This is a genomic window from Polaromonas sp. YR568, assembly GCF_943371715.1.
Taxonomy (GTDB): domain Bacteria; phylum Pseudomonadota; class Gammaproteobacteria; order Burkholderiales; family Burkholderiaceae_C; genus Polaromonas.
On the sequence record NZ_CALRVW010000010.1, the window covers coordinates 117,376 to 139,160 of the forward strand.

Genomic DNA, 21,785 nt, shown 5'->3' on the forward strand with positions numbered 1-21,785 from the left:
TCAAATCATCTGGCTGATGAGGCTGGCCACCAGGCTCAGGACAATGGTGGTCGTCAGCGGAATGAACCATTCGCGCCCGAACAGTTTGAACCGCAAGTCGCCCGGCAGTTTGCCAAAGCCCAACTTGTGCAGCAGGGGCGTGAACCAGCTGATGAAGATCAGCGCCAGGAAAATCACCAGCATCCAGCGAATCATGGGGCTAGTTTAGGGGCAAGCGCCGTGCACCGCGTTGCCGGGTTGTTGCGAGTTGCCGTGGCTCGCCGGCAAGCCGGGGGTTGCCCCCGTCATCCTGGCGAGCACCGGCATCACGCTGCGTTCCCGGTTCGCGCGGGACAGTAGGCGCAACTCCCCACTCCCTCCCCCCGCCCCTCCCTCGCCCCGCTGGGCGATGGCGGGGAGCTTCATTTGGCAACGTGTGCTGCACCCGCGTGCAAACATCACCGCCGCTTGACTCCGTCATGACGCGCTGCGCGCGTCATGACTCCCCGCATCCGCATCCGTTCCCGCATTTGTTCACCACCCGTCGGGCTGGGCCGAGCAGCGCAGACGGAGGCGGGATCAGGGCGGCAGTTGTCCGAGGCGCTAGCCGAGTTCTGCCGACCCCCGCCGGAGTCGAGCAGCGCAGGTTGCCCCGGAGCGCAGCGCAGGGGACCCAGACCATCGGGTCGCCTTTTTCTTTGCTTACTTTCTTTTTGGCGACGCAAAAAGAAAGTAAGTTGCCGCCGGGCAACCCCCGGCTTGCTGGCAAGCATCCAGCAGCGGAAGCAAAGAAGACTTCAACAAGCTCAGCCCAAACAGCTCGAAACGACAACCCGCTACAAGGTATGGCTTCTGTCCCCCTGCGCAAACCCAAGCGCCTGCCACCCATTCCACGGACAGTCCTTCGAGTCCACGGCAAAACCGATGACCTTGAACAACTCCCCCATCTCATGTTCATTGATCAGTTTCTGCACCATGACGCGCTCGGCCAGCGGCGCGTCTTCCATGCCGTCGAGCACACCGCAATTGAGCAGAAAGCGCGCCTGGCTGGTGTAACCCAGCACCTGGAAACCGGCTTCCTGGCCGGCCAGCGCAATGCCGCTGAAGTTGACATGCGCGGTGATGTCTTTTTCGCCCACGTCCTGCAGCGCGTCGGCGTCAGCCAGGTGCCCGCGGTGGCACATGACCGTGCCCATGCTGCGCTGCGGGTGGTAATACTCGTGTTCAGGGAAACCATAGTCGAGCAGAAACACTGCGCCGGCCTGCAGCCGGTCGGCCAGGGTGCGCACAAAAGCCTCGGCCTGCGGATGGATCTCGGTCAGGTAGTCGTGGCTGCCCGCCACGTCGAGCGGCGGCCGCAGGGCGGTCGGCTGATCGGCCGGAACAAAATCACCGTCGTGAACGGCCACGCCGCGCTCCTGCCAAGCACCGCCCACGCGGGCCAGCAGTTGCACCGGCATGGCATCGAGCACCTCGTTGCCGACCACCACGCCCAACATCTGCGCCGGCAGTTCGCTGACCCACTGCACGGTGTCGCCCCAGGCGGCTAGGCGCTCGCGCTGGCGCGCCTGCAGGCTGCCGGAGAGATCCACAATCGTGTAGCGCCTGACCTGCGGCCCCAGCGCCTGTAGCAACTGCTGCGCCAGCGCGCCGGACCCCGCGCCGAACTCCCAGACCTCGGTGGTCCCCGTGGCTTCCAGGGCCTGCGCCACCTGCCGCGCCAGCGCCTGTCCAAAACGCGGGGAAAGCTCGGGCGCGGTGACGAAATCGCTGCCGCCGCCCTTCACGCCGGCGGGCATGAGGCCAAACTGGCGCGCATCCCGGGCGTAGTAGCCCAGACCCGGGGTGTACAGGGCCATGGCCATGAAACGGTCAAAACCGATCCAGCCACCGGCAGCGGTGATGGCCCCGCGGATGTGCGTGGCCAGGGGGCTCGTTAAACTAGGGGGTGTCGTCATGGGGGAGGTGCTCACCCCCGGATTGTCGGCGATTGCCCTGCCCCCAGCACCCTCAGCCCTCACCCCATGAAACCAGCGCCTCCCGCTCCTGTTGTTCTCGTTACCGGCGCCGCCAGGCGGCTGGGCCGCGAGATCGCGCTGGCGCTGGCAGCGAGCGGCTGGCGCGTGGCCGTGCATTACCGGAGTTCGGCAGAGGATGCTATCAAAACAGCAGCAGACTGCGCAGAGCTGGCGGGAGCTGCAGCCTCTTTTTGCTGCGAACTGGAGGACGAGACCGCGGTCCGCGGCCTGCTGCCACAAGTGATCCAGCATTTCGGCCAGATCGATGCGGTGGTCAACAACGCCTCCACTTTCGAACACGACAACGCCGCCAGCTTCAGTTTTGCCTCCCTGGAAAAACACTTGCGCAGTAACACCGGCGCGGCGATCCTTCTGGCGCAGGCCCTGCATGCCCACGTGCTGGCGCGCCAGGCCACTGATGCGGTGGCTGGCCAAACCGGCCGGTTTGCGGTCGTGAACCTGCTGGACCAGAAGCTCTGGAACCAGAATCCGGACTTTTTCAGCTACACCCTGTCCAAGGCCGCGCTGGAAGCCGCCAACACCATGCTGGCCATCGCCCTGGCGCCGCAGGTGCGCGTGGTGGGCGTGGCCCCCGGGCTGACGCTGACCAGCCACCTGCTGAGCGACGAGAAATTCCTGGCCCTGCACAAGCTCTCGCCGCTGGGCCGCTCGTCCAGCCCGGCCGACGTGGTGGCCACCGTCAAGTTCGCGCTGGACAACGCTTCCATCACCGGCACCACGCTACTGGTGGACGGCGGCCAGCACCTGATGAAATTCGAGCGTGATTTCTCACTGATGTGAGCGCGCCCTCCTACACCGCCCCCTTGCCCTCCATGCAGACTGACTTCACCATGTTCAACACCCGTGGCACCCAGATCCTGACGCTGACCGGCCTGCGCTTCGACGCCAACCTCGGCATCCTGGAGCAGGAAAAAAACGCGCCGCAGCCGATCCAGGTGGACGCCGAGCTCAACCTCGGCACGCAGCCGCTGCTGCCCAGCGACGACGACATCCACCATGTGCTGGACTACCGCAAGGTGCGCCAGATCATCATCAACGAATGCACGGCCGAACATGTGAACCTGCTGGAAAGCCTGATCGGCAAACTCGCGCACCGGCTGATGCTGCTGCCCGGCGTGCTGGGCGTCCGCGTGAAAATTGCCAAACTTGAAATTTTTGACGACTGCGAAGTGGCCATTCGCGTCGAGACCGGCCAGTGGTGAAGCACCACACCGACAACCTGAGGTAAATCCATGAGTGCCGTATTGAATGACATGACGAATGACGCAGCCGGTGAAGAGGCGACGGCGCAGGCCAAGGCCGGCCTGAAGATAGAACGCGAGGAACACAAGCTCGAAAAACGCCTGTGCCGCGAGGTCGGCCGCGCGATTGTGGACTTCAACATGATCGAGGAAGGCGACAAGGTCATGGTCTGCGTCTCGGGCGGCAAGGACAGCTACGCGATGCTGGACATCCTGCTCAAGCTGCAAAAGCGCGCGCCGATCAACTTCGAGCTGATCGCCGTCAACCTCGACCAGAAGCAGCCCGGTTTTCCCGACCACATCCTGCCGCAGTATCTCGAAAAACTCGGCGTGCCTTTCCACATCGAGACGCAGGACACCTACAGCATCGTCAAGCGCGTGATTCCCGAAGGCAAGACCATGTGTTCGCTGTGCTCGCGCCTGCGCCGCGGCATCCTGTACCGCGTGGCCGAGGAGCTGGGCGCCACCAAGATCGCATTGGGCCACCACCGCGACGACATGCTGCAGACCTTCTTTTTGAACATGTTTTTTGCCTCGCGCCTCAAGGGCATGCCGCCCAAGCTGGTCAGCGACACCGGCAAACACGTGGTGATCCGGCCCATGGCTTATGTGCCCGAGAAGGACCTCATCAAATGGGCGCAGGTGCGCGACTTTCCGATCATTCCGTGCACGTTGTGCGGCAGCCAGCAGAACCTGCAGCGTGTGCAGGTCGGCAACATGCTGCGCGAATGGGACAAGAAGTTTCCGGGACGCCTGGAGAACATGTTCACCTCGCTGCAGAACGTCGTGCCCTCGCACCTGATGGACGGCAAGCAACACGACTTCAAGGGCCTGCGCAGCACCGGCATGCCGGACCCGGAAGGCGACAAGGCCTTTGACATGGAAGAATTTTTTGAACCCGTGCGGCCCGGACTGGGCGTCGTGACCCTGTAAGTTTGACAAGTCATTCAGACCTGGAGGCCTTATGTACAGAGCGCTGAAAGCTATCATTTTTGCAGCGGCCGTGGTGGGACTGCTGGGCGGTTGCGCCAGCACGCGCATGGTCGGCAGCGAGGTCAACAGCTTCGCCCGCTGGACGCCGGCCCCGCCGGCGCCGGGCAGCAGCTACCGCTTCGAACGTTTGCCCTCGCAGCAGGCGGACCTGACCCAGACCCGGCTCGAAGGCCTGGCCCAGGCCGCGCTGGCCAGGGTCGGCCTGCAGCACAACCCGCAGGCGGCCAGCCTGAGCGTGCAGGTCAGCGCCAGCTCCCAACCCATGCTGCGCTCGGTCTGGGACGGCAGCTACTACCCGTATGGCAGTCCCAACATCTTCATCGGTGGCGGCAGCGGCGTGGGTGTGAGCAGTGTCGGTGTGGGTTTCGGCTTCGGTTTTCCGCTGGGCGGGATGGACACGCCGATTTACCGGCGCGAAGTCAGCATCGTGATGCGCGAGCTGCGCAGCAACCTGGCCGTGTATGAAACCCGCGCGGTCAGCGAGGAGCCCTGGCTGGACACCGACCCGGTGCTGTCGGCCATGCTGGACGCCGCCCTGCGCGGCTTCCCGGTGCCGCCGGCCGGACCGCGCCGCGTCAACGTCGAGATCAAGCCTTGAGCGCATCCGCGCGCGTGCTGGCCATACGCCACGGCGAAACCACGTGGAATGTGGACACCCGCATCCAGGGCCAGCTCGACGTCGGGCTCAACGACACCGGCCGCTGGCAGGCCGAGCGCCTGGCCCGCGCGCTGGCGGAAGAACCCATACGCGCGATTTACGCCAGCGACCTCGGCCGTGCCCATGAAACCGCCCTGGCGATCAGCCGCGTCACCGGTGTCGCGGTCACCGCCGAACCAGGCCTGCGCGAGCGGCATTTCGGCGAATTCCAGGGCAAGACCTTTGCCGAGATCGAAGCCGTGCTGCCCGAGCAGGCCAGGCTCTGGCGCACCCGCGACCCGGCTTTTGCCCCGACCGGCGGCGAGTCGCTGCTGCAGCTGCGCGAACGCGTGGTTGCCACCGCCGAAAAACTCGCGGCGCGCCATGCCGGCGAGCTGATCGTGCTGGTCGGCCACGGCGGCGTGATGGACGTGTTGTACCGGGCCGCGACCCGGCTGGACATCCAGGCGCCGCGCACCTGGGCCCTGGGCAACGCGGCCATCAACCGCCTGCTCTGGACGCCGGAAGGGTTCACGCTGGTCGGCTGGGCCGACACCCAGCACCTGGACAACGACAACAACTCCCTCGATGAAACGACGACCTGATGCACCTGCTGTCTGACCTGCTGGGCCGCCCTGCCGCGGCCATCGACACCCCCGCGCTGGTGATCGACCTCGACGCGATGGAGCGCAACCTGGAACGCATGGCGGCGTTCGCGGCGCAGCACGGCGTCATGCTGCGGCCGCACGCCAAGATGCACAAAAGCGCCACCCTGGCCAGGCTGCAGATGGCGCGCGGCGCGGTCGGCGTCTGCGTGCAGAAAACCTCGGAAGCCGAAGCGCTGGCGGCGCTGGGCGTGAACAACATCTACATCAGCAACGAGGTGGTCTCGCCCTTCAAGCTCAAGCGCGTCATGGCGGTTGCCCGGGAGCTGCAGGCGCTGGGCGGCCAGCTGGCCATCGCGGTCGACAGCCTCGAGGGCCTGCGCCGGCTGGCCCAGGCCGCGCACGGCCAGCATGCGGCCATCCGCGTGTTCATCGAAATCGACGTCGGCCATGGCCGCTGCGGCCTGGCGCCTGGTGCGCCCGCCGTCGCACTGGCCAATGAGATGGCCCTGCACCCGGCGCTGCAGTTTGGCGGCCTGCAGGCCTACCACGGCCGTGCCCAGCATTTGCGCACCGTGGCCGAGCGGCAGGCGGCAATTGCGCAGGTGATCGCCCATGTGCAGGCCACCCGCGCCGCGCTGCAGGCGGCCGGCCACGCGGTGCCGCTGGTTACCGGCGCAGGCACCGGCACCTTTGCGCTGGAAACCGCCAGCGGCGTGTACGGCGAGTTGCAGGCAGGCTCCTACCTGTTCATGGACCGTGACTACGCCGACAACGAACGCGACCCGGCGCAGCCGCAATTCGAGCACGCGCTGTTCATCAAAAGCCAGGTCATGAGTGTCTGCACCAGCCATGCGGTGGTGGATGCCGGGCACAAAAGCCACGCCATCGACTCCGGCTTGCCGGCGGTGCACGGCCTGGCGCTGGACTACGCCAACGGCGGTGACGAACACGGCATCCTGCGCGGCGCGGTGCTGCCGGCGCTGGGCGACACGGTGTGGCTGATCCCCGGCCACTGCGACCCAACCGTCAACCTGCACGACCACCTGCTGGGCGTTCGCGGCGGCCTGGCGCACGGCACGGTCGAGCAGATCATCAGGGTTGATGCCAGAGGCGCTTTGACCTGATTCCCGCCAGAATGGCGGGATGAGCCCTAGTCAAATCATCGTCCTTGCCACACCCGTCTTCTTCCTGCTGATCGCGATCGAATTCGCCTGGGGTTACGCCAAGGGCCGCAACACCTACCGCCTCAACGACGCGATCAACAGCATCAGCCTGGGCATGCTGAGCCAGATCAGCGCGGTGTTCACGCGGCTGTTTCGCGTCGGCATCTACACTGCCATCTATTCGTCGGTGGCGCTGTTCCCCGACGAAGCCTTCTGGACCACCTGGTACGGCTGGCTGATCGCCCTGGTCTTCTACGACTTCTGCTACTACTGGCTGCACCGCACCGGCCATGAAAGCGCCGTCTTCTGGGCCGCGCATGTGGTGCACCACCAGAGCCAGGACTACAACCTCTCCACCGCGCTGCGCCAGACCAGCAGCGGCGCCCTGCTCGGCTGGATTTTCTACGTGCCGATGGCGATCGCCGGCGTGCCGCCGCTGGTCTTCGGTGTGGTGGTGCTGATTGACCTGCTCTACCAGTTCTGGGTGCATACCGAACACGTGCCCAAACTCGGCTGGTTCGACCGCTGGTTCTGTTCGCCGTCCAACCACCGCGTGCATCACGCGGTCAACGACCACTACCTCGACAAGAACTACGGCGGCATCCTGATCGTCTGGGACCGGCTCTTCGGCAGCTTCCGCGAGGAAGACGAAAAATGTATCTATGGCACGCGCAGCCCGCTCAACAGCTGGGATCCGTTGTGGTCCAACGCCGAGGTGTACTGGGCGCTGGCCAAAGACGCTTGGCACGCCAGGAACTGGGGCGACAAGCTGCGCGTCTGGCTCAAGCCGCCCGGCTGGCGGCCAGCCGATGTGGCAACGCGGTTTCCGCGGGAAGCTTTTAACATCACGCGGCTGCAGCGTTACCACCCGCCCATGAGCCGCGCCCTGATGTGCTTCGGCACCGTGCAGTTTGTCGTGCTGTTGCAGGGCGTCGCCCTGTTCCTCTGGTACGCCGACAGCCTGCCGGCCTCGCAGTCGGCGATCTGGCTGGGCGTGCTGGCCACCGGGCTCTGGGCCGTGGGTGCCGCGCTGCAGGGCCGCCTGACGATGACCGAGGTGCTGCTGATCGAAGCCGCCGCGCTGGCCACGGCCACCAGCGCCCTGGGGCTGGTGGAACTGCACCGCGTGTTCAAGCCGCTGGCGCTTGGTTTTGCTCTTGTTTTTGTAGCTGCTCGCGCTTACCCCCTAAGGGCTGCAGGCCGATTTGATCTGTATCTTCTGGCGGGACTGGCCTTTTCACTGGCCGGCGACTGCTTTCTGATGTTTCAGGGCTTCTTCATCCCCGGGTTGCTGTCTTTCCTGATCGCGCACCTGTTTTACATCGTGCTGTTCAAGCAGGGCCAGGCCTGGTTTCCCAGCCGGCGCGCGCTGGCGGTGACGCTGGGCGTGGGTGCGCTGATGTACGCCTTCCTGTTCAACGGGCTCAACCCGGTGCTGCGTTTTGCAGTGGCCGCCTACGTGATCGTGATTGCCCTGATGGCCGCGCAAGCCATCGGCCGGGCCACGGTGCTGCGGGACAAGGCCTCGCTGGGCGTGGCCGTCGGAGCGGGGTTTTTCATGCTCAGTGACGCGCTGCTGGCCACCAACAAGTTCGCCCAGCCCCTGCCCATGGCGCAGCTGTGGGTGCTGGGAACTTATTACATCGCGCAGATCCTGATCGTGCACCACGCCCGGCCGGCCACTTCACGGCAGCTGGCGAGCTGAACGCACAGCCGCAACCTGCATCTCGCGGCGATAGGGACGCGCATCCGTCGGTGCCGGCCTACAGATGGCGGCCCGCCGGGTTCCTATGCTTTTGCATTTCAACAGGAGTTTTCATGCAAGAGCAATCCACCGACCGCCACCCCATCAGCAACCTGGAATACGACTGGATCACGCTGATCCAGAACAAGGCGCAAGCGCTCATGGCCTACGACCAGTACATCAAGGATGCCGAGCAGGCCGGCTCCGCCGAATGCGCCGCTTTTTTCCAGAAAGTGCACGACAGCGACAAGGCCCAGCTGGCCGAGGCCAAGGGCCACCTGGTGGCCGTGCTTCAGGGAAAAATGGGCAAATAAGCCCCGGCGGAATGGGCCGGGTCGGTCAGTTTTCCTGGCACCAACGACCGGACGCCGGGCACACACTGGCCGGCGCACCGTTGAACCACAGCTGCCCATCATCGAGCAGCGCGGCGGTCGCCGGGTCGATGTCGAAGCTGATGCCCAAGGCCTGCCCGACAGCGGCATCTTCAATGGGCAGTTCCCAGGTCAGGAACACCAGGCTGCAGTCCTGCCCGGCTGGAAAATCGGCCGCATCAAAGCCAGAGCCGCGGCGTTCGATCACGGCATGCGGCTGACCGGTATCGAAGACCACCACCGTGCCCCGGCGCAGGGGAATGCGGTGCCCTGTCGCCGGAAAATGCAGGTCCAGCCCCTTGTCCTCGCTCAGAAAGAGATTGCAGAAGGCCGCACCGCCATACTGCGCGCCGTCGTGGTGGTAACGCGCGCCACGGCAGGCCATCAGGGCGACCTCAGAAGAAGCCAGCACCTCGTGCAGGCCCAGCGTCTGCATCCAGTCCGACACCCCCTGCACGCAGCGCCGGTAGTCCGGCCAGCGCGCACGCGCCCGCACCAAAGGCAAGGCCTCCACGTCACCGGGCTCCAGCTCCAGGTGCAGCGAGATCTCCCGTTCCCAATCCGCCACCAGTCGGGCAGGCGGCGCAGGCACGTCGACCGTGTCCGACAACACGACATCACTCACGCTTCGGCTGCGCATGACATCGCCACTGCGGAAATAGGCAGCAAGGTCGTCTCGCACGCAGGGTGGTGGAAGGGGAGCACTCATCTGCATCAGTGTAGTCAGGCGCGCGAGCTCCTAAACGAGAGTGCGGCGAAAAAGCTGGCCTAAACACGGCAGTTAGAGAAACTTTGATCAAGTCCACGGGCATTGCCTCTGGAACCTTGCTACACAAGGCAATTGACAGGTCACCGAGATGCCCAACCAGATGAAACTGACAGGTGGCGGCTTTGAGAAATACGGCAAGACGACCTGGCGCGCGCCCGTCCTGGCCGAGATGGAACGTGTTGTGCCATGGGGGCAGTTATGAGCCCTGATCGAGTTGTGCTACCCCAAAACGGGCAACGGCCGTCCGCCGGTAGGTCTTGACCGCGTGCTGCGCATCCACGTCCTGCAACACTGGTTCACCCTGTCCGATCCGGCCGTTCAGCTTGAAAACCGGCTTCTTCATTGAGAATCCGAGCGCCTGGCCGCTCAACGGAGCTTGATCGGATTTTCTCTAGCGTTCTGGCTGAACTCCATGGTTCCAAGCGGACGATTGACCATCAGTATTCCGATGATAAAAGCAATCAGATGACCTTCAGGGAAGGTGCGGAAGTGCCCACTGAACAGGCTGGTGGCACACCAGGCGAGCAAGCAACCCGCCGCCATTTTTCCGTAGATGCTGCCGCCTCTGAGGCAGTATTTCAGGACCATGCCGATCATGAACAGGAAGGTCGCAAGACCAACCAGCCCGTTTTCCGCAGCAACGAATAGATACTGGTTGTGCGGATCGTCAAATGGAACAGCCCTCCACCCAGTGTACTTTTCCTCAGCAATCGCACTGAAGTGCTTCTTGTATCCACCGGTGCCAACGCCAAATATCGGGTTTTCCTTGATCATATCCAGCGTGGTTTCATATTGAACCATCCTGCGCCCTAAAGATGTTTCGTGGAGGCTCGTGGAGAAGTTGCGCACTTCATTAAACCCTTCCATCACACGACCATGCACTGAAGATGAGGTGTAAAAGGCGCCTATGCCCAGAAGTGATGCAGCAAGCAGTCCAATCGCAACACCCTTGAATCCTCGCCACATTGAAAATGCCCACACAATCAGAACAAGGATCACCACATAGCCACTGCGTCCAGGCGTTACGGTCACCATGTTCAAAAAGAATGCGGCTGCCAGGACAAAGAAAGCCCAGCGCCGCCATGGCGTTTGCTGCGTAAAACCGAACCAGAGTGACAAAGCGACACAGATCGCGAACACCATTCCCTGCGTTGCGTGTGACCGGAATACGGCAGCCGGATTGAGGCCGAGTCGCCCATGAAGATGCTGATTCACGAGTGCAAATGAAAACGCCATACCGACGACACTGGTAAGCAAAAAAGCAACCAAAAACCGCATCTTCGGCCTTCTATCGGAAAAAATTAACGCCAAGGGAAGGATATAAACGATCTTCCGCTCAGTGAAAACATTCTTCAAGGCATAAGACATCGGCGCATCGGTGTAGGTCAAGCCAACCACTTGCCAGCCGATATAAAGTCCGATGGCTATCGCGACACCCACCGGAAAGTTTTTCGTGTCAATTTGGCGCCGCTGACCGGACACGCAGAGGCAGGCAAACAACAGAAGAAAAACCACAAAACCAAGATTCGCCAGTGCCGTGGAAAAAAGATTCGCACAGACGGCAAATATCGCCGCATTCTGGGTCCAGGTCATCAATGAAGATGGCGGAGCAGGAGGCGAACAGGAAGCAGCGATCACTGGTCTTTTTTCTCCGTAGTTGCTGGAGAGCGCTGAAGCTTACTCATGCCGCCGCCGCCGCCACAGTTTCTTCCATCGAAACTGCAGCGCCTGAAACCACAGCGGGTGCGATTTTTCCAAGGTCGACGAAAACATCCCGTTGTGGCTGCCCTGCTCAACCACCGGCGGTTCCAGCCAGAACATCGGCGTGCCCAACACCCGGTCGATATGTTCAAAGGTATGGTCAATCGGTTGGGTGATGCCGTTGGCTTCTATCCAGTCCAGGCGCCTCTTCGCGGTTGCCAGCGAGACGATATAGGAGTCTGCAAACTTGCCCTGGTTACGCGGATACAGCCATTGACCTGCGCGGATTTGCTCATGTGGCACGTAGTAGTGCCCCCCACAGCCCAGAAAAGTGACATGCGGATCACCCAGCGCGAGTTCCTCGCGCATCAGGCCTTTCAGCGCTGGCCAGAATTCCTTTGAAAGAATCACGTCGTCTTCAAGAACCAGCGCCCGGGAAATGTTTCTTTGCACAATCAGATTGTGCGCCTGCCAATGCTTCATGGCGCATGACTGCTGTGCAGGCGAAAGGCTTGCGTCACGGAACAGGCGCAACCTCAAATCTTCGGGAATCGCCGGAATATCGAAATCGAGCACAAACTCAAATGGCAGCCCCAGCGACTGCATCTGCGCCTCTATAAATCGCCGCCTGTCCACAAAGCTGGTCGCGTGGATCACAAAAATCGCATCCAGTCCCTGCGGCAATACCCGCTTTGGGAGGGGTTCAACCGGCTGATCAAGGGTCATAGGTATTTTTTGAAATGGGCAGGGTCTGCAGGGCCTGAAACGGCCTCAGCTTCTGGATTCTAGATGACGTGCTACCCCGCACCCACCCTCCCGCAATTTCGCGCTTTCAGCCTTTCCCCTTGCGGATGGCGACATAAGCGTGGCAACCGCATATGCGCCGTACCGGGCACCACCTGGCGCGGTAAGCCCGCCAACAGACGCAGACGCGCACGGGTTCCGGCTTTCCGCCAAGGAAAATCTCAGCGACCGCATTCGGCGTCTCCAGGTCACGACTGTTCGAACCCTTCTGGCTAGTATGCATAAAGTCATGCAGGTTCTGCATAACTTTTGCCTGTAACGCCCAGGTAACCCATGCCGATGTTCTTAAAATGACTTTTCCGGCAGGCCCGTCGAGGCTCGAAAAAGCGTGCCACAACTAGCTTTTTTCAACCTTGGCCCCGCAGCACATCCAGGCTGTGGCCCGCCTGCAGGCCATGACTTGCCGATCGCAGCCCTGGCCTCCTGTCCGGCGGGTTGAAGCCTTGCGTGATGCGCGTCCGCAAGCCTTATTTCGACAAACGCCTCGCGGCCACAGCCCTGCTGCCTCCGTGCCGACGTTTTCCGAAATGACGCTTTTTAACTTTGGAGCTTTTCGATGAACCACCCCGCGATGCAAGGGCTGAACCTGAACACACCGAGTTATGTCAAGAACGCCAGGCTCATTGCCTGGGTGGCCGACATGGCCGCGCTGTGCAAACCGGAAAGCGTTTACTGGTGCGATGGCAGCGACGCCGAGTACCAACGCCTGTGCCAGCAACTGGTCGACGCCGGCACCTTCAAAAAGCTCAACGAAGCCAAGCGGCCCAACAGCTTCCTGGCCTGTTCCGACCCGACTGATGTCGCCCGCGTGGAAGACCGCACCTACATCTGCTCGGCCAACAAGGAAAACGCCGGCCCGACCAACAACTGGATGGCCCCGACCGACATGCGCAGCACGCTGCAGCCGCTGTTTGACGGCTGCATGAAGGGCCGCACCATGTATGTGGTGCCCTTCAGCATGGGTCCGCTGGGATCGCACATCGCCCACATCGGCATCGAACTGACCGACAGCGCTTATGTCGCGGTGAACCAGAAGATCATGACGCGCATGGGCAAGGCGGTGTTCGACGTGCTCGGCGTGGACGGCGCGTTCGTGCCCTGCGTGCACACCGTGGGCGCACCGCTGGCCGAAGGACAGAAGGACGTGAGCTGGCCCTGCAACAAGACCAAGTACATCGTGCATTACCCCGAAACGCGGGAAATCTGGTCGTATGGCTCGGGTTACGGCGGCAATGCGCTGCTGGGCAAGAAATGTTTTGCGCTGCGGATTGCCTCGAACATGGGCCGCGACCAGGGCTGGCTGGCCGAGCACATGCTGATCCTGGGCGTGACCAACCCCCAAGGCAAGAAATACCATGTGGCAGCGGCCTTCCCGAGCGCCTGCGGCAAGACCAACTTCTCGATGCTGGTGCCGCCCGCCGGCTTTGACGGCTGGAAGGTCACCACGATTGGCGACGATATCGCCTGGATCAAGCCCCATGCCGACGGCAAGATGTACGCCATCAACCCGGAAGCAGGCTACTTTGGCGTAGCGCCGGGGACCAACTTCCACACCAACCCGAACTGCATGGCGAGCCTGGACAAGAACGTCATCTTCACCAATGTGGCGCTGACGGACGACGGCGACGTGTGGTGGGAAGGCATGGAAAAGGACGGCGGCAGCCTGCCGGCCCACCTGATCGACTGGCAGGGCAAGGACTGGACGCCGCAGATCGCGAAAGAAACCGGTGCCAAGGCCGCGCACCCCAACGCCCGTTTCACGGTGGCGGCGATCAACAACCCGGCGCTCGATCCGGAATGGGACAACCCGGACGGCGTGGCGATTGACGCCTTCATTTTCGGTGGCCGCCGTTCCACCACCGTGCCGCTGGTCACCGAGGCCCGCAGCTGGATGGAAGGTGTCTACATGGCCGCCACGATGGGCTCCGAAACCACGGCCGCCGCCGTCGGCCAGATGGGTGTGGTGCGCCGCGACCCGTTCGCCATGCTGCCTTTCTGCGGCTACAACATGAGCGACTACTTCCAGCACTGGCTGGACATGGAGCACAAGCTCGAAAGCCTGGGCCACACCCTGCCCAAGATCTTCTGCGTGAACTGGTTCCGCAAGGACGAGGCCGGCAAGTTCGTCTGGCCGGGTTATGGCGAGAACATGCGCGTGCTCAAATGGATGATCGACCGCCTCGAGAACCAGGCCAAGGGCCAGGACACGATCTTCGGCATCGCACCACACTACGCCGAAATCAACTGGACCGGCCTGGACTTCAGCGCGCAGCAGTTCAACACCGTGACCAGCATCGACAAGGCCGCTTGGACCGAAGAGCTGAAGCTGCACGCCGACCTGTTCAAGCAACTCGAACATCACCTGCCGAAAGAGCTGGGGGAGACCAAAGCCGCGATTGAGCGCCGTCTGGCGGCCTGACCGGCCCCCCGGAAGAGACAGGGCGCGACGCATGATCTGCGTTGCGCCCCTGGCATGATGGGCAAGCCGCCCGGACGCAAAAAAGCCACCCGACCGGGTGGCTTTTTTATGGTGATGCAGGCAGAAGGCCGTCGCCTGACGACTCAGACTCAGATGTAGTAGCTGGGGTATGCGCGCAACACGCGGCTGCCAAGGTCGATGGTCTTGTCTTCCCGCGCCTTGACCGCGCTGGCAACAACGGCGGTCGGCACGCCGGCCGTTTCGTCCGCGACTTCCTGACGCGCCATGGCGACCTGCAGGTCGGCCATCACACGGGGATCGGCCTTGGCGGCTTCCCACAGCCGGACATCGGCACGTGCCTGGGCAATGGCGCGGGACCAGGCATCCAGTGCCGCGAGCACACGCGCCGCCAGTTGGCGGGCGGTCCCGGCAAACAGGGCCATCACGGAGAAGGCGACGGCCCACATGGCGACCCAGGCCACCAGCAAATGGCCTTCGGCCCAATTCTCGACCAGCTGGTCGGCCACCACCACCATGGCGGCAACAATGGCTGCCAGCAACAGACCCGCCAGGCCCCGGGTGCTGTCAAAGCCCTTGCGCAGCTGGCGCGCTGCACCCACGGCCGACTCAAAACGTGCCACACCGGGATGTTCGGCGGGATATTTGATATTGACAAAACTGGTCATGATGGTTCCCCTGATGAGTGCCACCACCGGTATTGGTTTGGGCACAGGGGAATATTAGGGTTAACACTCATGCTATTCAACTTTATCTTTATGATTCAATCTATTCACACTGGTGATAACCGGAACTGTACGAGGAAGAAGTCGTGAACCCGCCGAATTTCCGCACCCTGGACCTGAACCTGCTTCGCGTGTTTGACGAGGTCATGGCCGAACGCAGCCTGACGCGGGCGGCGCGCAACCTGTCGCTGACGCAGCCCGCCGTCAGCAATGCGCTGCGCCGCCTGCGCGAGACGCTGGGCGACGAGCTGGTGCAGCGCAGCGGCCAGGGCATGGCGCCCACGCCGCGTGCGCTGGCGATCTGGCCGGCCGTCCGCGAAGCACTGCAAAAGCTGCAGGAGTCGCTGATTCCGAGCACGTTTGTGCCTGGCGAGGCGCATTCGACGTTCGTGCTGGCCATGGCCGACGCGACGGCGGCCGAGTTGATACCGGGACTGGTGGACATCCTGGAACACGAGGCGCCGGGGGTGTCCATCCGCGTGGTGCCGCTGACCACACGCGATCCGCGCAAACTCCTTGACGAGGAGGCCTGCGATCTGGCGATCGGCTACTTTCCCTCCGTGCTGGCGGACCTGACGGCCCGCGCCCAGAGCGGCGAGGTCATGCCTTTTTTGCACCAGCGGCTGTATGACGGCGAATATGTGTGCGTGATGCGCGCCGGCCATCCGCTGGCCACCGGCCCGTTCACGCTGAACCGGTTTTGCGCGGCGCGCCACATGCTGGTAAGTTTTTCCGGCCGTCCTTACGGATTCATCGACGAATCACTGGCTTCGCTGGGCCGCGAACGCAAGGTGGTGCTGACCGTCAACCAGTTCTTTACCGCCGGCCGGGTGGTGGCCAACTCCAACCTGCTCACCGTGCTACCGCGCCACTTTGTGCGGGTCACGGGCATTGCCGAACAGCTGGTGTTGCGACCCCTGCCCTTCGATGTGTCGCCGGTGCACGTCGATGCAGTGTGGCACCGTCGCTCCCAGCAGCACGGCGCCCATGTCTGGCTGCGCCAGGCTCTGGTGCGCTCCGCCGACCAGGCCTTTTCAGGCTGATACCGGCCGGCGCGTCACTTCAGGTCGTATCAGCGGACCACGCTGAGGTAGGCGCGCGCCGCACGGCGCAGTTCCTGGGCTTGCTGCGGGTTGCGCCCGGCCCGAGCCTCGGCTCGTTCCATCAGGTTGTGGGCCACGCCGTGAACCGGCGCGACGGCACGGGCAAAAGGGAGAAAACGGAAAACCTGCGTAAAAAGGGTGTACATGTCTGGGCGCCAGCCGATGGCGAAAAATTGCGATACCCCTACATTAAGGGTTTTCCCTAGGGTTGTAAGCCCAAAACCGGCCGATACCCATGCACAAAACGCATGGTTGGCCTGTCAGCGGGCATAAGCGGCGTTTCCGTCCTCTCGGGTTTGTGGCCTTCACCGGCGGGAAGACGCCGCAGCCGTTGCCGAACCGGGCTTCCTGCACAATCGACCGGTGAACATCCAGCTTCTGTCCGACCTGCACCTTGAATCCAACCCGCATTTCCTGGCCCAGCCGACCCCCGGGGCGGACCTGCTGGTGCTGGCCGGCGATATCGGCTCCTACCAGCCGGGATCGCTGCTGACCGAGCTGGATGACGGCGACTTCGGCCTTGCCCGTTTTTCCCCCCTGCCGGTGGCGCAAGGCGGCGCGGCCTGGCCGACACCGGTTTTTTTCCTGCCCGGCAACCATGAATACGACGGGCAGGACTTCGAGGCCACCCACACGCGCCTGCGCGAGACCTGTGCGCGGTTGGGCCTGGTCTGGCTGGAGCGCGAGGTCGTGGAGTGGCAGGGCATCCGTTTTGTCGGCTGCACCCTGTGGACCGACTTTGACGCCCTGACCGCCGCCCAGGCGCTCGACGGCAGCCTGACCACGGGCGAAGTCCTCAAGGCGCGTGACAAGGCCTTTCGCGCCGCCAATTTTTACCTCCAGAAAAACCACGCCTTCCGGGACGGCCAGCCCATGCTGGCCGACGCCGTGCGCGAACTGGGCCTGCAAAGCCAGGCCTGGCTACGGCAGGCGCTGGCCGTCCCCTTTGACGGCCCGACCGTGGTCGTCACCCACTTTGCGCCCAGCCTGCTCAGCGGTGACCCGCGCTACGGCCTGGTGCCCGGCACGGCGGGGTTCTGCAATGCGCTGGACGATCTGCTGGCACAGGCGCAGCTGTGGCTGCACGGCCACCTGCATTGCCCCAACGACTACGTCAAGAACGGCTGCCGGGTGGTGGCCAACCCGCTCGGTTATGCGCGCAAGGGTGAACAGGACGGATTCAAGCCCGGATTGTTGATCAAAATCGCTGCTTAGCCCATACCTGACGGGCGCATATAGCTATTAAAAACATAGCAAATTACCGGCCTGAAACTCAGGCGCCGGGGCTGCCCAGCGTGAAGAAGAAGCGGGCGCCTTCGCCGCGGGCCGACTCGGCCCAGATCTGCCCACCGTGGCGCGCAATGATGCGCTGGATGTTGGCCAGCCCCACGCCCGCGCCCGGGAAGTCCTGTGGCGCGTGCAGGCGCTGGAAACTGCGAAACAGCTTGTCGACATGGGCCATGTCGAAACCCTCACCGTTGTCGCTGACCACGTAGACGGCTTCCGTGCCTGCTGCCGGCGCCGGTTGCAGGCCGAAACTGATTTCCGTGTGCTTCTGCCGCGACGTGAATTTCCAGGCATTGCCGAGCAGTTCCTGCATCACCAGCCGCAGCAGCATCGCATCGGCCTGCACCAGCAAACCCTCCTGGATGCGGATGCTGCGCGTACGCGCGGGTTCTTCCTGCTGCAGGGCGTCCATCACACTGTGCGCGACGGCACTGAGGTCCACCGCCTGCACGCGCAGCTGCACACGCGACAGGTTGGCCAGCGCCAGCAGGGCTTCCGTCAGCTCTCCGGCCTGCCGCACGCCGGCCTTGATGCGGTTGATGTAGTGCCTGGCGCGGTCGTCCGTCACCCGGCGCTCGAGCAACCCGCTGAAGCCGCCAATCGCAATGAAGGGCTGGCGCAGGTCATGGGCCACCGAGTGGGCAAACTCCTGCAGGTCGCGGTTCGACGCTTCGAGCTGGGCGGTGCGCCGCCCCACCCGCTGCTCCAGTTCGGCGTTGAGCCGCGCGATGCGCGCTTCCGAACGTTTGCGCGCTGTGATGTCGCGCAAGACAATGTTGGCGCAGGGCGCGTTGTCCGAATCCAGGAAGATCGACGATGACAGCTCGCACTCGAAGGCTGTTCCGTCCCCGCGCAGCATGCGCAGCTCGCCGCGCGTTTTTCCTTCGCGCTGGCGTTCGTCGAGCAGGGCCTGCAAACGTGGGTCGCCGGGATCCACCAGCCCTCCCCGGCCGCGCGCGCGCAACTCCTCCACACTCATGCCAAACAGCTCACAGGCGGCGGCGTTGGCATTGAGCACCTGTCCGTCCGGACGGGTTTGCAGAATGCATTCCAGGCTGGTTTCAAACAGCTGGCGAAAATGCTCCTCGCTGTTGCGCAGGGCCAGCTGGGCGGTCTGGCGTTCGGTGATGTCCATCAGGGTGCCCGCCATCAGCGCCGGCTGGCGGTCGCCGACCCAGGCACAGACACGGCCACGCGACAGCACCCAGACCCAGCGGCCGTCCTTGTGGCGCATGCGCACTTCGCAGTCGAAGTAAGGCGTCCTGCCGGCAAAATGCTGCTTGAGCAAGGCATCGGAGCGGACCATGTCCCCGGAATGGGTCAGGCGGCGCCAGGTCTGGATGTTCAGCGGCAGCAGCTCGTCCAGGCTGTGACCGGTGATGGCGGCCCAGCGATCGTCGAAGCGGGTTTCCCCCGTCTGTACATTCCACTCCCAGGTGCCAACGTTGGTGGGTATTCCGGACGAACGTGAACAGCGATTCCGGGGAACGTGAACACGCGATTTGAGGGCTTGCCTGGAAGGATTCCGGCATCGTGAACGCTGATTCCGCAGCCGTGAACAGAGATTCCGGCGATGGTGAACAGTGGCAGACCGGTTGGGAGAGAAGTTGCGCAAATGAGACCACCCTGGCGGGTAGGCTGCCTGATTTATGACAGGAGGCCAGATGCCCGCCCGAAAGATCACGATGCGTAAAGTCAAAGAAATACTGAGGTTGAGCCTGGACAGCAGGCTGGCCTACGATCAGATAGCTCAAAGCCTTGGACTGTCCAAAGGCGTCATCTCCAAATACGTACGGCTGGCTACTGCGGCCGGGCTGGACTGGCCAGCCATAGAGGCCATGGATGAAGGCGAGTTGCAACGCCAACTGCGGGGTGAGCCGAGCGGGCCAGCCGTCTTTGTGGCGCCCGACTACGGCCTGGTGCATCTGGAGCTGCGCGGCAAAGGCGTGACCCTGATGCTGCTGTGGCAGGAATACTGCGGCAAATGGGCCGAGAACAGCCAGGTCAAGCCCTACCAGTACTCCCAGTTCTGCGAGAACTACCGGCGCTTTGCCAGGACACTGAAGCGCTCGATGCGCCAGGTGCACCGGGCCGGAGACAAGCTGTTCATCGACTACGCCGGCCCCACCGTGGCACTGACGGGGGGCGGCAAGGCCAACATCTTCGTGGCCGCCATGGGCGCTTCGGGTTACGCCTTTGCCTGGGCGACGCCGGCGCAGACCACGGCCGACTGGCTGGAGGGCTGCGTCAAGGCGCTGGCCTTCTACGGCGGTGTGCCCCAGCTGATCGTGCCAGACAACCCGCGCGCGGTGATTACGCAGGCCAGCCGCTACGAGCCCAGGGCGACGGACACCGTGCTGGACTTTGCCTGTCACTACGGCTGCAGCGTGCTGCCGGCGCGCGCCTACCACCCGCAAGACAAGGCCAAGGTCGAGTCCACGGTGCAGATCGTCGAGCGCTGGATACTGGCGCGCTTGCGGCACCAATCGTTTCATGGAGTAGCCGAAGTTAACGCGGCCATGGCGCCCTTGCTTGAGTACCTGAACAACAAGCCGTTTCAGAAACTGCCCGGGTGCCGGGCCAGTGTGTTTGCCGCCATCGACGCCCCGGCCCTGATGGCGCTGCCGCTGGAGCCGTTTGAGCTGGCGGTGTTCAAGACGGTCAAGGTGCACATTGATTACCACGTCGAGTTTGAGGGCCACCGCTACAGCGTGCCGCACGCGCTGGTGGGCCAGACGCTGGAGGTACGGGTGACCCGCTTCACGCTGGAGATTCTCAACCGCGGCCAGCGGGTGTGCAGCCATGCCAGAGATGGGAGGCGGGGAGGTTTCACCACAATTGGCGAGCACATGCCAGAGGCGCACCGGGCGCATGCGCAGTGGAGCCCTGAGCGGCTGCTGGCCTGGGGCGAGCAAATTGGAGTGGCCACGGCGGGGGTGGTGCGCAAGATGCTGGAGCGCCAGCGCCACCCCGAGCATGCTTACCGGGCCTGCCTGGGTTTGCTCTCCCTGGGGCGGCGGTACGGCCATGCCAGGCTGGAAGCGGCGAGCCTGATGGCGCTGCAGTTGGGCACCTGCAAATACAGCCATATCCGCGACATCCTGGTCAACCGCGGGGATCAGTTGCCTAAGACCGAGGCCCCCGAGTGGAGCAGCCCGGCGCATGCTCACGTGCGCGGGCCTGGCTATTACCAATAAAAACGAATTGAAAGAACACCATGATGATGAATACGACATTGGCGCAACTGCGTGAATTGAGGCTGGAAGGCTTGGCAACGGGTCTGCAGGAGCAGCTTGGCCAGGCCTGCGTGGCGGCCATGAGCTTTGAAGAGCGGCTGGCGCTGCTGGTGGACCGTGAGGTGCACTGGCGCAATGACAAGCGGCAAGCCCGCCTGCTCAAGCTGGCGCGGCTGAAATACCCACAAGCGGCCATCGAAGACATTGACAGCCGCGCCGGGCGCGGCATTCAACGAAGTGCGGTGATGAGCTTGGCCCTCGGTGAATGGGTACAAAGCGGGCATGCGGTGCTGATTACGGGCCCGACCGGGGCGGGCAAATCCTGGCTGGCCTGCGCGTTGGCTCAGCATGCGTGCCGGCGCGGCTTCAGTGCGCATTACCAGCGGGTGCCTCGGCTGGGCGAGGAATTGCGGATACGTCACGCCAATGGCACGTTTGGCAAGTGGCTCGATCAGATCCGCAAAACCGATGTTCTGCTGCTCGATGACTGGGGCATGGCGGCGCTGGATGGCCAGAGCCGGGCGGACTTGCTGGAGATCATTGATGACCGGGCATCGAGCCGGGCCACGATCATTACCAGTCAGCTACCCATTGAACACTGGCACGAGTGGATTGGGGACCCGACGATGGCCGATGCCATGCTGGACCGGTTGATGCAGAACCACCACCGCTTCACGATCACGGGGGAGTCTTTGCGCAAGAAGCCGGCTGCTGGCAAGGCCAAAACCGGCGATTCGGAGCCTGCGGCAGACTGAGCCCGAAAAACCACTGCGATCCCATCCAGGAAAAGGAGCCAATCCGCCGAAAAACCACCTCGGCCTAAAATAACAGCGCGCAACATCGCACCACCTGTGCCGCCGCGTTCACCTTGCCCGGAATTGCCGTTCACAGCACCGGAATCTGTGTTCACGATGCCGGAATCACCGTTCACGTTCAGCGGAATACGCA

21 protein-coding genes and 1 pseudogene are annotated in these 21,785 nt (G+C 63.3%); 14 read left to right on the forward strand and 8 right to left on the reverse strand.

What is annotated here, in order from left to right:
* Both AAG813_RS09745 and AAG813_RS09750 read right to left on the reverse strand, forming a co-directional pair.
* Window positions 1-195: a DUF2905 domain-containing protein gene (locus AAG813_RS09745; protein WP_293594342.1), complete on the reverse strand. Its 195-nt coding sequence runs from the start codon at window positions 193-195 to the stop codon at window positions 1-3.
* Between the two features lie 620 nt (window positions 196-815).
* Window positions 816-1,937, reverse strand: coding sequence for an SAM-dependent methyltransferase (locus tag AAG813_RS09750; RefSeq protein WP_341914336.1), 1,122 nt, complete (start codon window positions 1,935-1,937; stop codon window positions 816-818).
* A gap of 66 nt (window positions 1,938-2,003) precedes the next feature.
* On the opposite strand from AAG813_RS09750, the gene AAG813_RS09755 reads away from it, so the two are divergent.
* The 8 genes from AAG813_RS09755 (at window position 2,004) to AAG813_RS09790 (ending at window position 8,718) form a co-directional block, all read left to right on the forward strand.
* Entirely contained in the window at window positions 2,004-2,798 is a 795-nt protein-coding gene (locus AAG813_RS09755; protein WP_341914338.1) for an SDR family oxidoreductase, read from the forward strand.
* A gap of 50 nt (window positions 2,799-2,848) precedes the next feature.
* Window positions 2,849-3,220, forward strand: coding sequence for a dihydroneopterin aldolase (locus AAG813_RS09760; RefSeq protein WP_293594465.1), 372 nt, complete (start codon window positions 2,849-2,851; stop codon window positions 3,218-3,220).
* A gap of 51 nt (window positions 3,221-3,271) precedes the next feature.
* A complete protein-coding gene (ttcA, locus tag AAG813_RS09765) occupies window positions 3,272-4,192 on the forward strand; it encodes a tRNA 2-thiocytidine(32) synthetase TtcA (RefSeq protein ID WP_341914392.1) in 921 nt (306 codons plus the stop codon).
* Window positions 4,193-4,223: 31 nt separating this feature from the next.
* Window positions 4,224-4,850 carry a DUF4136 domain-containing protein gene (locus AAG813_RS09770; RefSeq protein ID WP_341914341.1) on the forward strand — a complete coding sequence of 209 codons (627 nt, stop codon included), beginning with the start codon at window positions 4,224-4,226 and terminating at the stop codon, window positions 4,848-4,850.
* On the forward strand, window positions 4,847-5,494 hold the full coding sequence (locus AAG813_RS09775) for a histidine phosphatase family protein (RefSeq protein ID WP_341914343.1): 648 nt from the start codon (window positions 4,847-4,849) through the stop codon (window positions 5,492-5,494). The genes AAG813_RS09770 and AAG813_RS09775 overlap by 4 nt, the downstream gene beginning before the upstream one ends.
* Entirely contained in the window at window positions 5,494-6,621 is a 1,128-nt protein-coding gene (locus AAG813_RS09780; RefSeq protein ID WP_341914345.1) for a DSD1 family PLP-dependent enzyme, read from the forward strand. The genes AAG813_RS09775 and AAG813_RS09780 overlap by 1 nt, the downstream gene beginning before the upstream one ends.
* A 19-nt stretch (window positions 6,622-6,640) precedes the next feature.
* Window positions 6,641-8,365 carry a lysoplasmalogenase family protein gene (locus AAG813_RS09785; RefSeq protein ID WP_341914347.1) on the forward strand — a complete coding sequence of 575 codons (1,725 nt, stop codon included), beginning with the start codon at window positions 6,641-6,643 and terminating at the stop codon, window positions 8,363-8,365.
* A 113-nt stretch (window positions 8,366-8,478) separates the two neighbouring features.
* The gene (locus AAG813_RS09790) at window positions 8,479-8,718 is read left to right on the forward strand and encodes a hypothetical protein (RefSeq protein WP_096667312.1); all 240 of its coding nucleotides are present in this window, start codon (window positions 8,479-8,481) and stop codon (window positions 8,716-8,718) included.
* 25 nt (window positions 8,719-8,743) lie between these two features.
* Here the strand turns inward: AAG813_RS09790 and AAG813_RS09795 are convergent, their stop codons facing one another.
* Window positions 8,744-9,484 (reverse strand): hypothetical protein, encoded by a 741-nt coding sequence (locus AAG813_RS09795; RefSeq protein WP_341914351.1) that lies wholly within the window; start codon window positions 9,482-9,484, stop codon window positions 8,744-8,746.
* Between the two features lie 160 nt (window positions 9,485-9,644).
* On the opposite strand from AAG813_RS09795, the pseudogene AAG813_RS09800 reads away from it, so the two are divergent.
* A pseudogene (locus AAG813_RS09800) lies at window positions 9,645-9,860 on the forward strand (IS5/IS1182 family transposase); the annotation flags it as partial.
* 50 nt (window positions 9,861-9,910) lie between these two features.
* On the opposite strand, the gene AAG813_RS09805 reads toward AAG813_RS09800, so the two are convergent.
* Complete coding sequence (locus tag AAG813_RS09805) at window positions 9,911-11,182, reverse strand: O-antigen ligase family protein (RefSeq protein WP_341914353.1); 1,272 nt, start codon at window positions 11,180-11,182, stop codon at window positions 9,911-9,913.
* A 39-nt stretch (window positions 11,183-11,221) separates the two neighbouring features.
* Window positions 11,222-11,971, reverse strand: coding sequence for a glycosyltransferase family 25 protein (locus AAG813_RS09810; RefSeq protein WP_341914355.1), 750 nt, complete (start codon window positions 11,969-11,971; stop codon window positions 11,222-11,224).
* Window positions 11,972-12,605: 634 nt separating this feature from the next.
* Here AAG813_RS09810 and AAG813_RS09815 point away from each other — a divergent pair.
* Entirely contained in the window at window positions 12,606-14,468 is a 1,863-nt protein-coding gene (locus AAG813_RS09815) for a phosphoenolpyruvate carboxykinase (GTP) (protein WP_341914357.1), read from the forward strand.
* A gap of 149 nt (window positions 14,469-14,617) precedes the next feature.
* Here AAG813_RS09815 and AAG813_RS09820 read toward each other — a convergent pair whose 3' ends face one another.
* Window positions 14,618-15,199: a hypothetical protein gene (locus tag AAG813_RS09820; protein WP_341914359.1), complete on the reverse strand. Its 582-nt coding sequence runs from the start codon at window positions 15,197-15,199 to the stop codon at window positions 14,618-14,620.
* A 98-nt stretch (window positions 15,200-15,297) separates the two neighbouring features.
* On the opposite strand from AAG813_RS09820, the gene AAG813_RS09825 reads away from it, so the two are divergent.
* Window positions 15,298-16,254, forward strand: a complete 957-nt coding sequence (locus tag AAG813_RS09825) for a LysR family transcriptional regulator (RefSeq protein ID WP_341914361.1) — start codon at window positions 15,298-15,300, stop codon at window positions 16,252-16,254.
* 29 nt (window positions 16,255-16,283) lie between these two features.
* Here the strand turns inward: AAG813_RS09825 and AAG813_RS09830 are convergent, their stop codons facing one another.
* On the reverse strand, window positions 16,284-16,460 hold the full coding sequence (locus AAG813_RS09830) for a hypothetical protein (RefSeq protein WP_341914363.1): 177 nt from the start codon (window positions 16,458-16,460) through the stop codon (window positions 16,284-16,286).
* A 217-nt stretch (window positions 16,461-16,677) separates the two neighbouring features.
* Here AAG813_RS09830 and AAG813_RS09835 point away from each other — a divergent pair, with 217 nt between their 5' ends.
* The gene (locus AAG813_RS09835) at window positions 16,678-17,529 is read left to right on the forward strand and encodes a metallophosphoesterase (RefSeq protein ID WP_341914365.1); all 852 of its coding nucleotides are present in this window, start codon (window positions 16,678-16,680) and stop codon (window positions 17,527-17,529) included.
* 58 nt (window positions 17,530-17,587) lie between these two features.
* On the opposite strand, the gene AAG813_RS09840 is transcribed toward AAG813_RS09835, so the two are convergent.
* Window positions 17,588-19,285: a PAS domain S-box protein gene (locus AAG813_RS09840; protein WP_341914394.1), complete on the reverse strand. Its 1,698-nt coding sequence runs from the start codon at window positions 19,283-19,285 to the stop codon at window positions 17,588-17,590.
* On the opposite strand from AAG813_RS09840, the gene istA reads away from it, so the two are divergent.
* Window positions 19,266-20,798, forward strand: a complete 1,533-nt coding sequence (gene istA, locus AAG813_RS09845; protein WP_341914367.1) for an IS21 family transposase — start codon at window positions 19,266-19,268, stop codon at window positions 20,796-20,798. The genes AAG813_RS09840 and istA overlap by 20 nt on opposite strands.
* A gap of 20 nt (window positions 20,799-20,818) precedes the next feature.
* Window positions 20,819-21,592, forward strand: coding sequence for an IS21-like element helper ATPase IstB (istB, locus tag AAG813_RS09850; RefSeq protein WP_341914369.1), 774 nt, complete (start codon window positions 20,819-20,821; stop codon window positions 21,590-21,592).
* The last annotated feature ends 193 nt before the right edge of the window (window positions 21,593-21,785 follow it).

Bases quoted from the DNA above. Each gene is read 5' to 3' on its own strand.
- AAG813_RS09745 (WP_293594342.1), bottom strand. From the start codon at position 195: ATGATTCGCTGGATGCTGGTGATTTTCCTGGCGCTGATCTTCATCAGC.
- AAG813_RS09750 (WP_341914336.1), bottom strand. From the start codon at position 1,937: ATGACGACACCCCCTAGTTTAACGAGCCCCCTGGCCACGCACATCCGC.
- AAG813_RS09755 (WP_341914338.1), top strand. From the start codon at position 2,004: ATGAAACCAGCGCCTCCCGCTCCTGTTGTTCTCGTTACCGGCGCCGCC.
- AAG813_RS09760 (WP_293594465.1), top strand. From the start codon at position 2,849: ATGTTCAACACCCGTGGCACCCAGATCCTGACGCTGACCGGCCTGCGC.
- ttcA (WP_341914392.1), top strand. From the start codon at position 3,272: ATGACGAATGACGCAGCCGGTGAAGAGGCGACGGCGCAGGCCAAGGCC.
- AAG813_RS09770 (WP_341914341.1), top strand. From the start codon at position 4,224: ATGTACAGAGCGCTGAAAGCTATCATTTTTGCAGCGGCCGTGGTGGGA.
- AAG813_RS09780 (WP_341914345.1), top strand. From the start codon at position 5,494: ATGCACCTGCTGTCTGACCTGCTGGGCCGCCCTGCCGCGGCCATCGAC.
- AAG813_RS09785 (WP_341914347.1), top strand. From the start codon at position 6,641: ATGAGCCCTAGTCAAATCATCGTCCTTGCCACACCCGTCTTCTTCCTG.
- AAG813_RS09790 (WP_096667312.1), top strand. From the start codon at position 8,479: ATGCAAGAGCAATCCACCGACCGCCACCCCATCAGCAACCTGGAATAC.
- AAG813_RS09795 (WP_341914351.1), bottom strand. From the start codon at position 9,484: ATGAGTGCTCCCCTTCCACCACCCTGCGTGCGAGACGACCTTGCTGCC.
- AAG813_RS09810 (WP_341914355.1), bottom strand. From the start codon at position 11,971: ATGACCCTTGATCAGCCGGTTGAACCCCTCCCAAAGCGGGTATTGCCG.
- AAG813_RS09815 (WP_341914357.1), top strand. From the start codon at position 12,606: ATGAACCACCCCGCGATGCAAGGGCTGAACCTGAACACACCGAGTTAT.
- AAG813_RS09830 (WP_341914363.1), bottom strand. From the start codon at position 16,460: ATGTACACCCTTTTTACGCAGGTTTTCCGTTTTCTCCCTTTTGCCCGT.
- istA (WP_341914367.1), top strand. From the start codon at position 19,266: ATGCCCGCCCGAAAGATCACGATGCGTAAAGTCAAAGAAATACTGAGG.
- istB (WP_341914369.1), top strand. From the start codon at position 20,819: ATGATGATGAATACGACATTGGCGCAACTGCGTGAATTGAGGCTGGAA.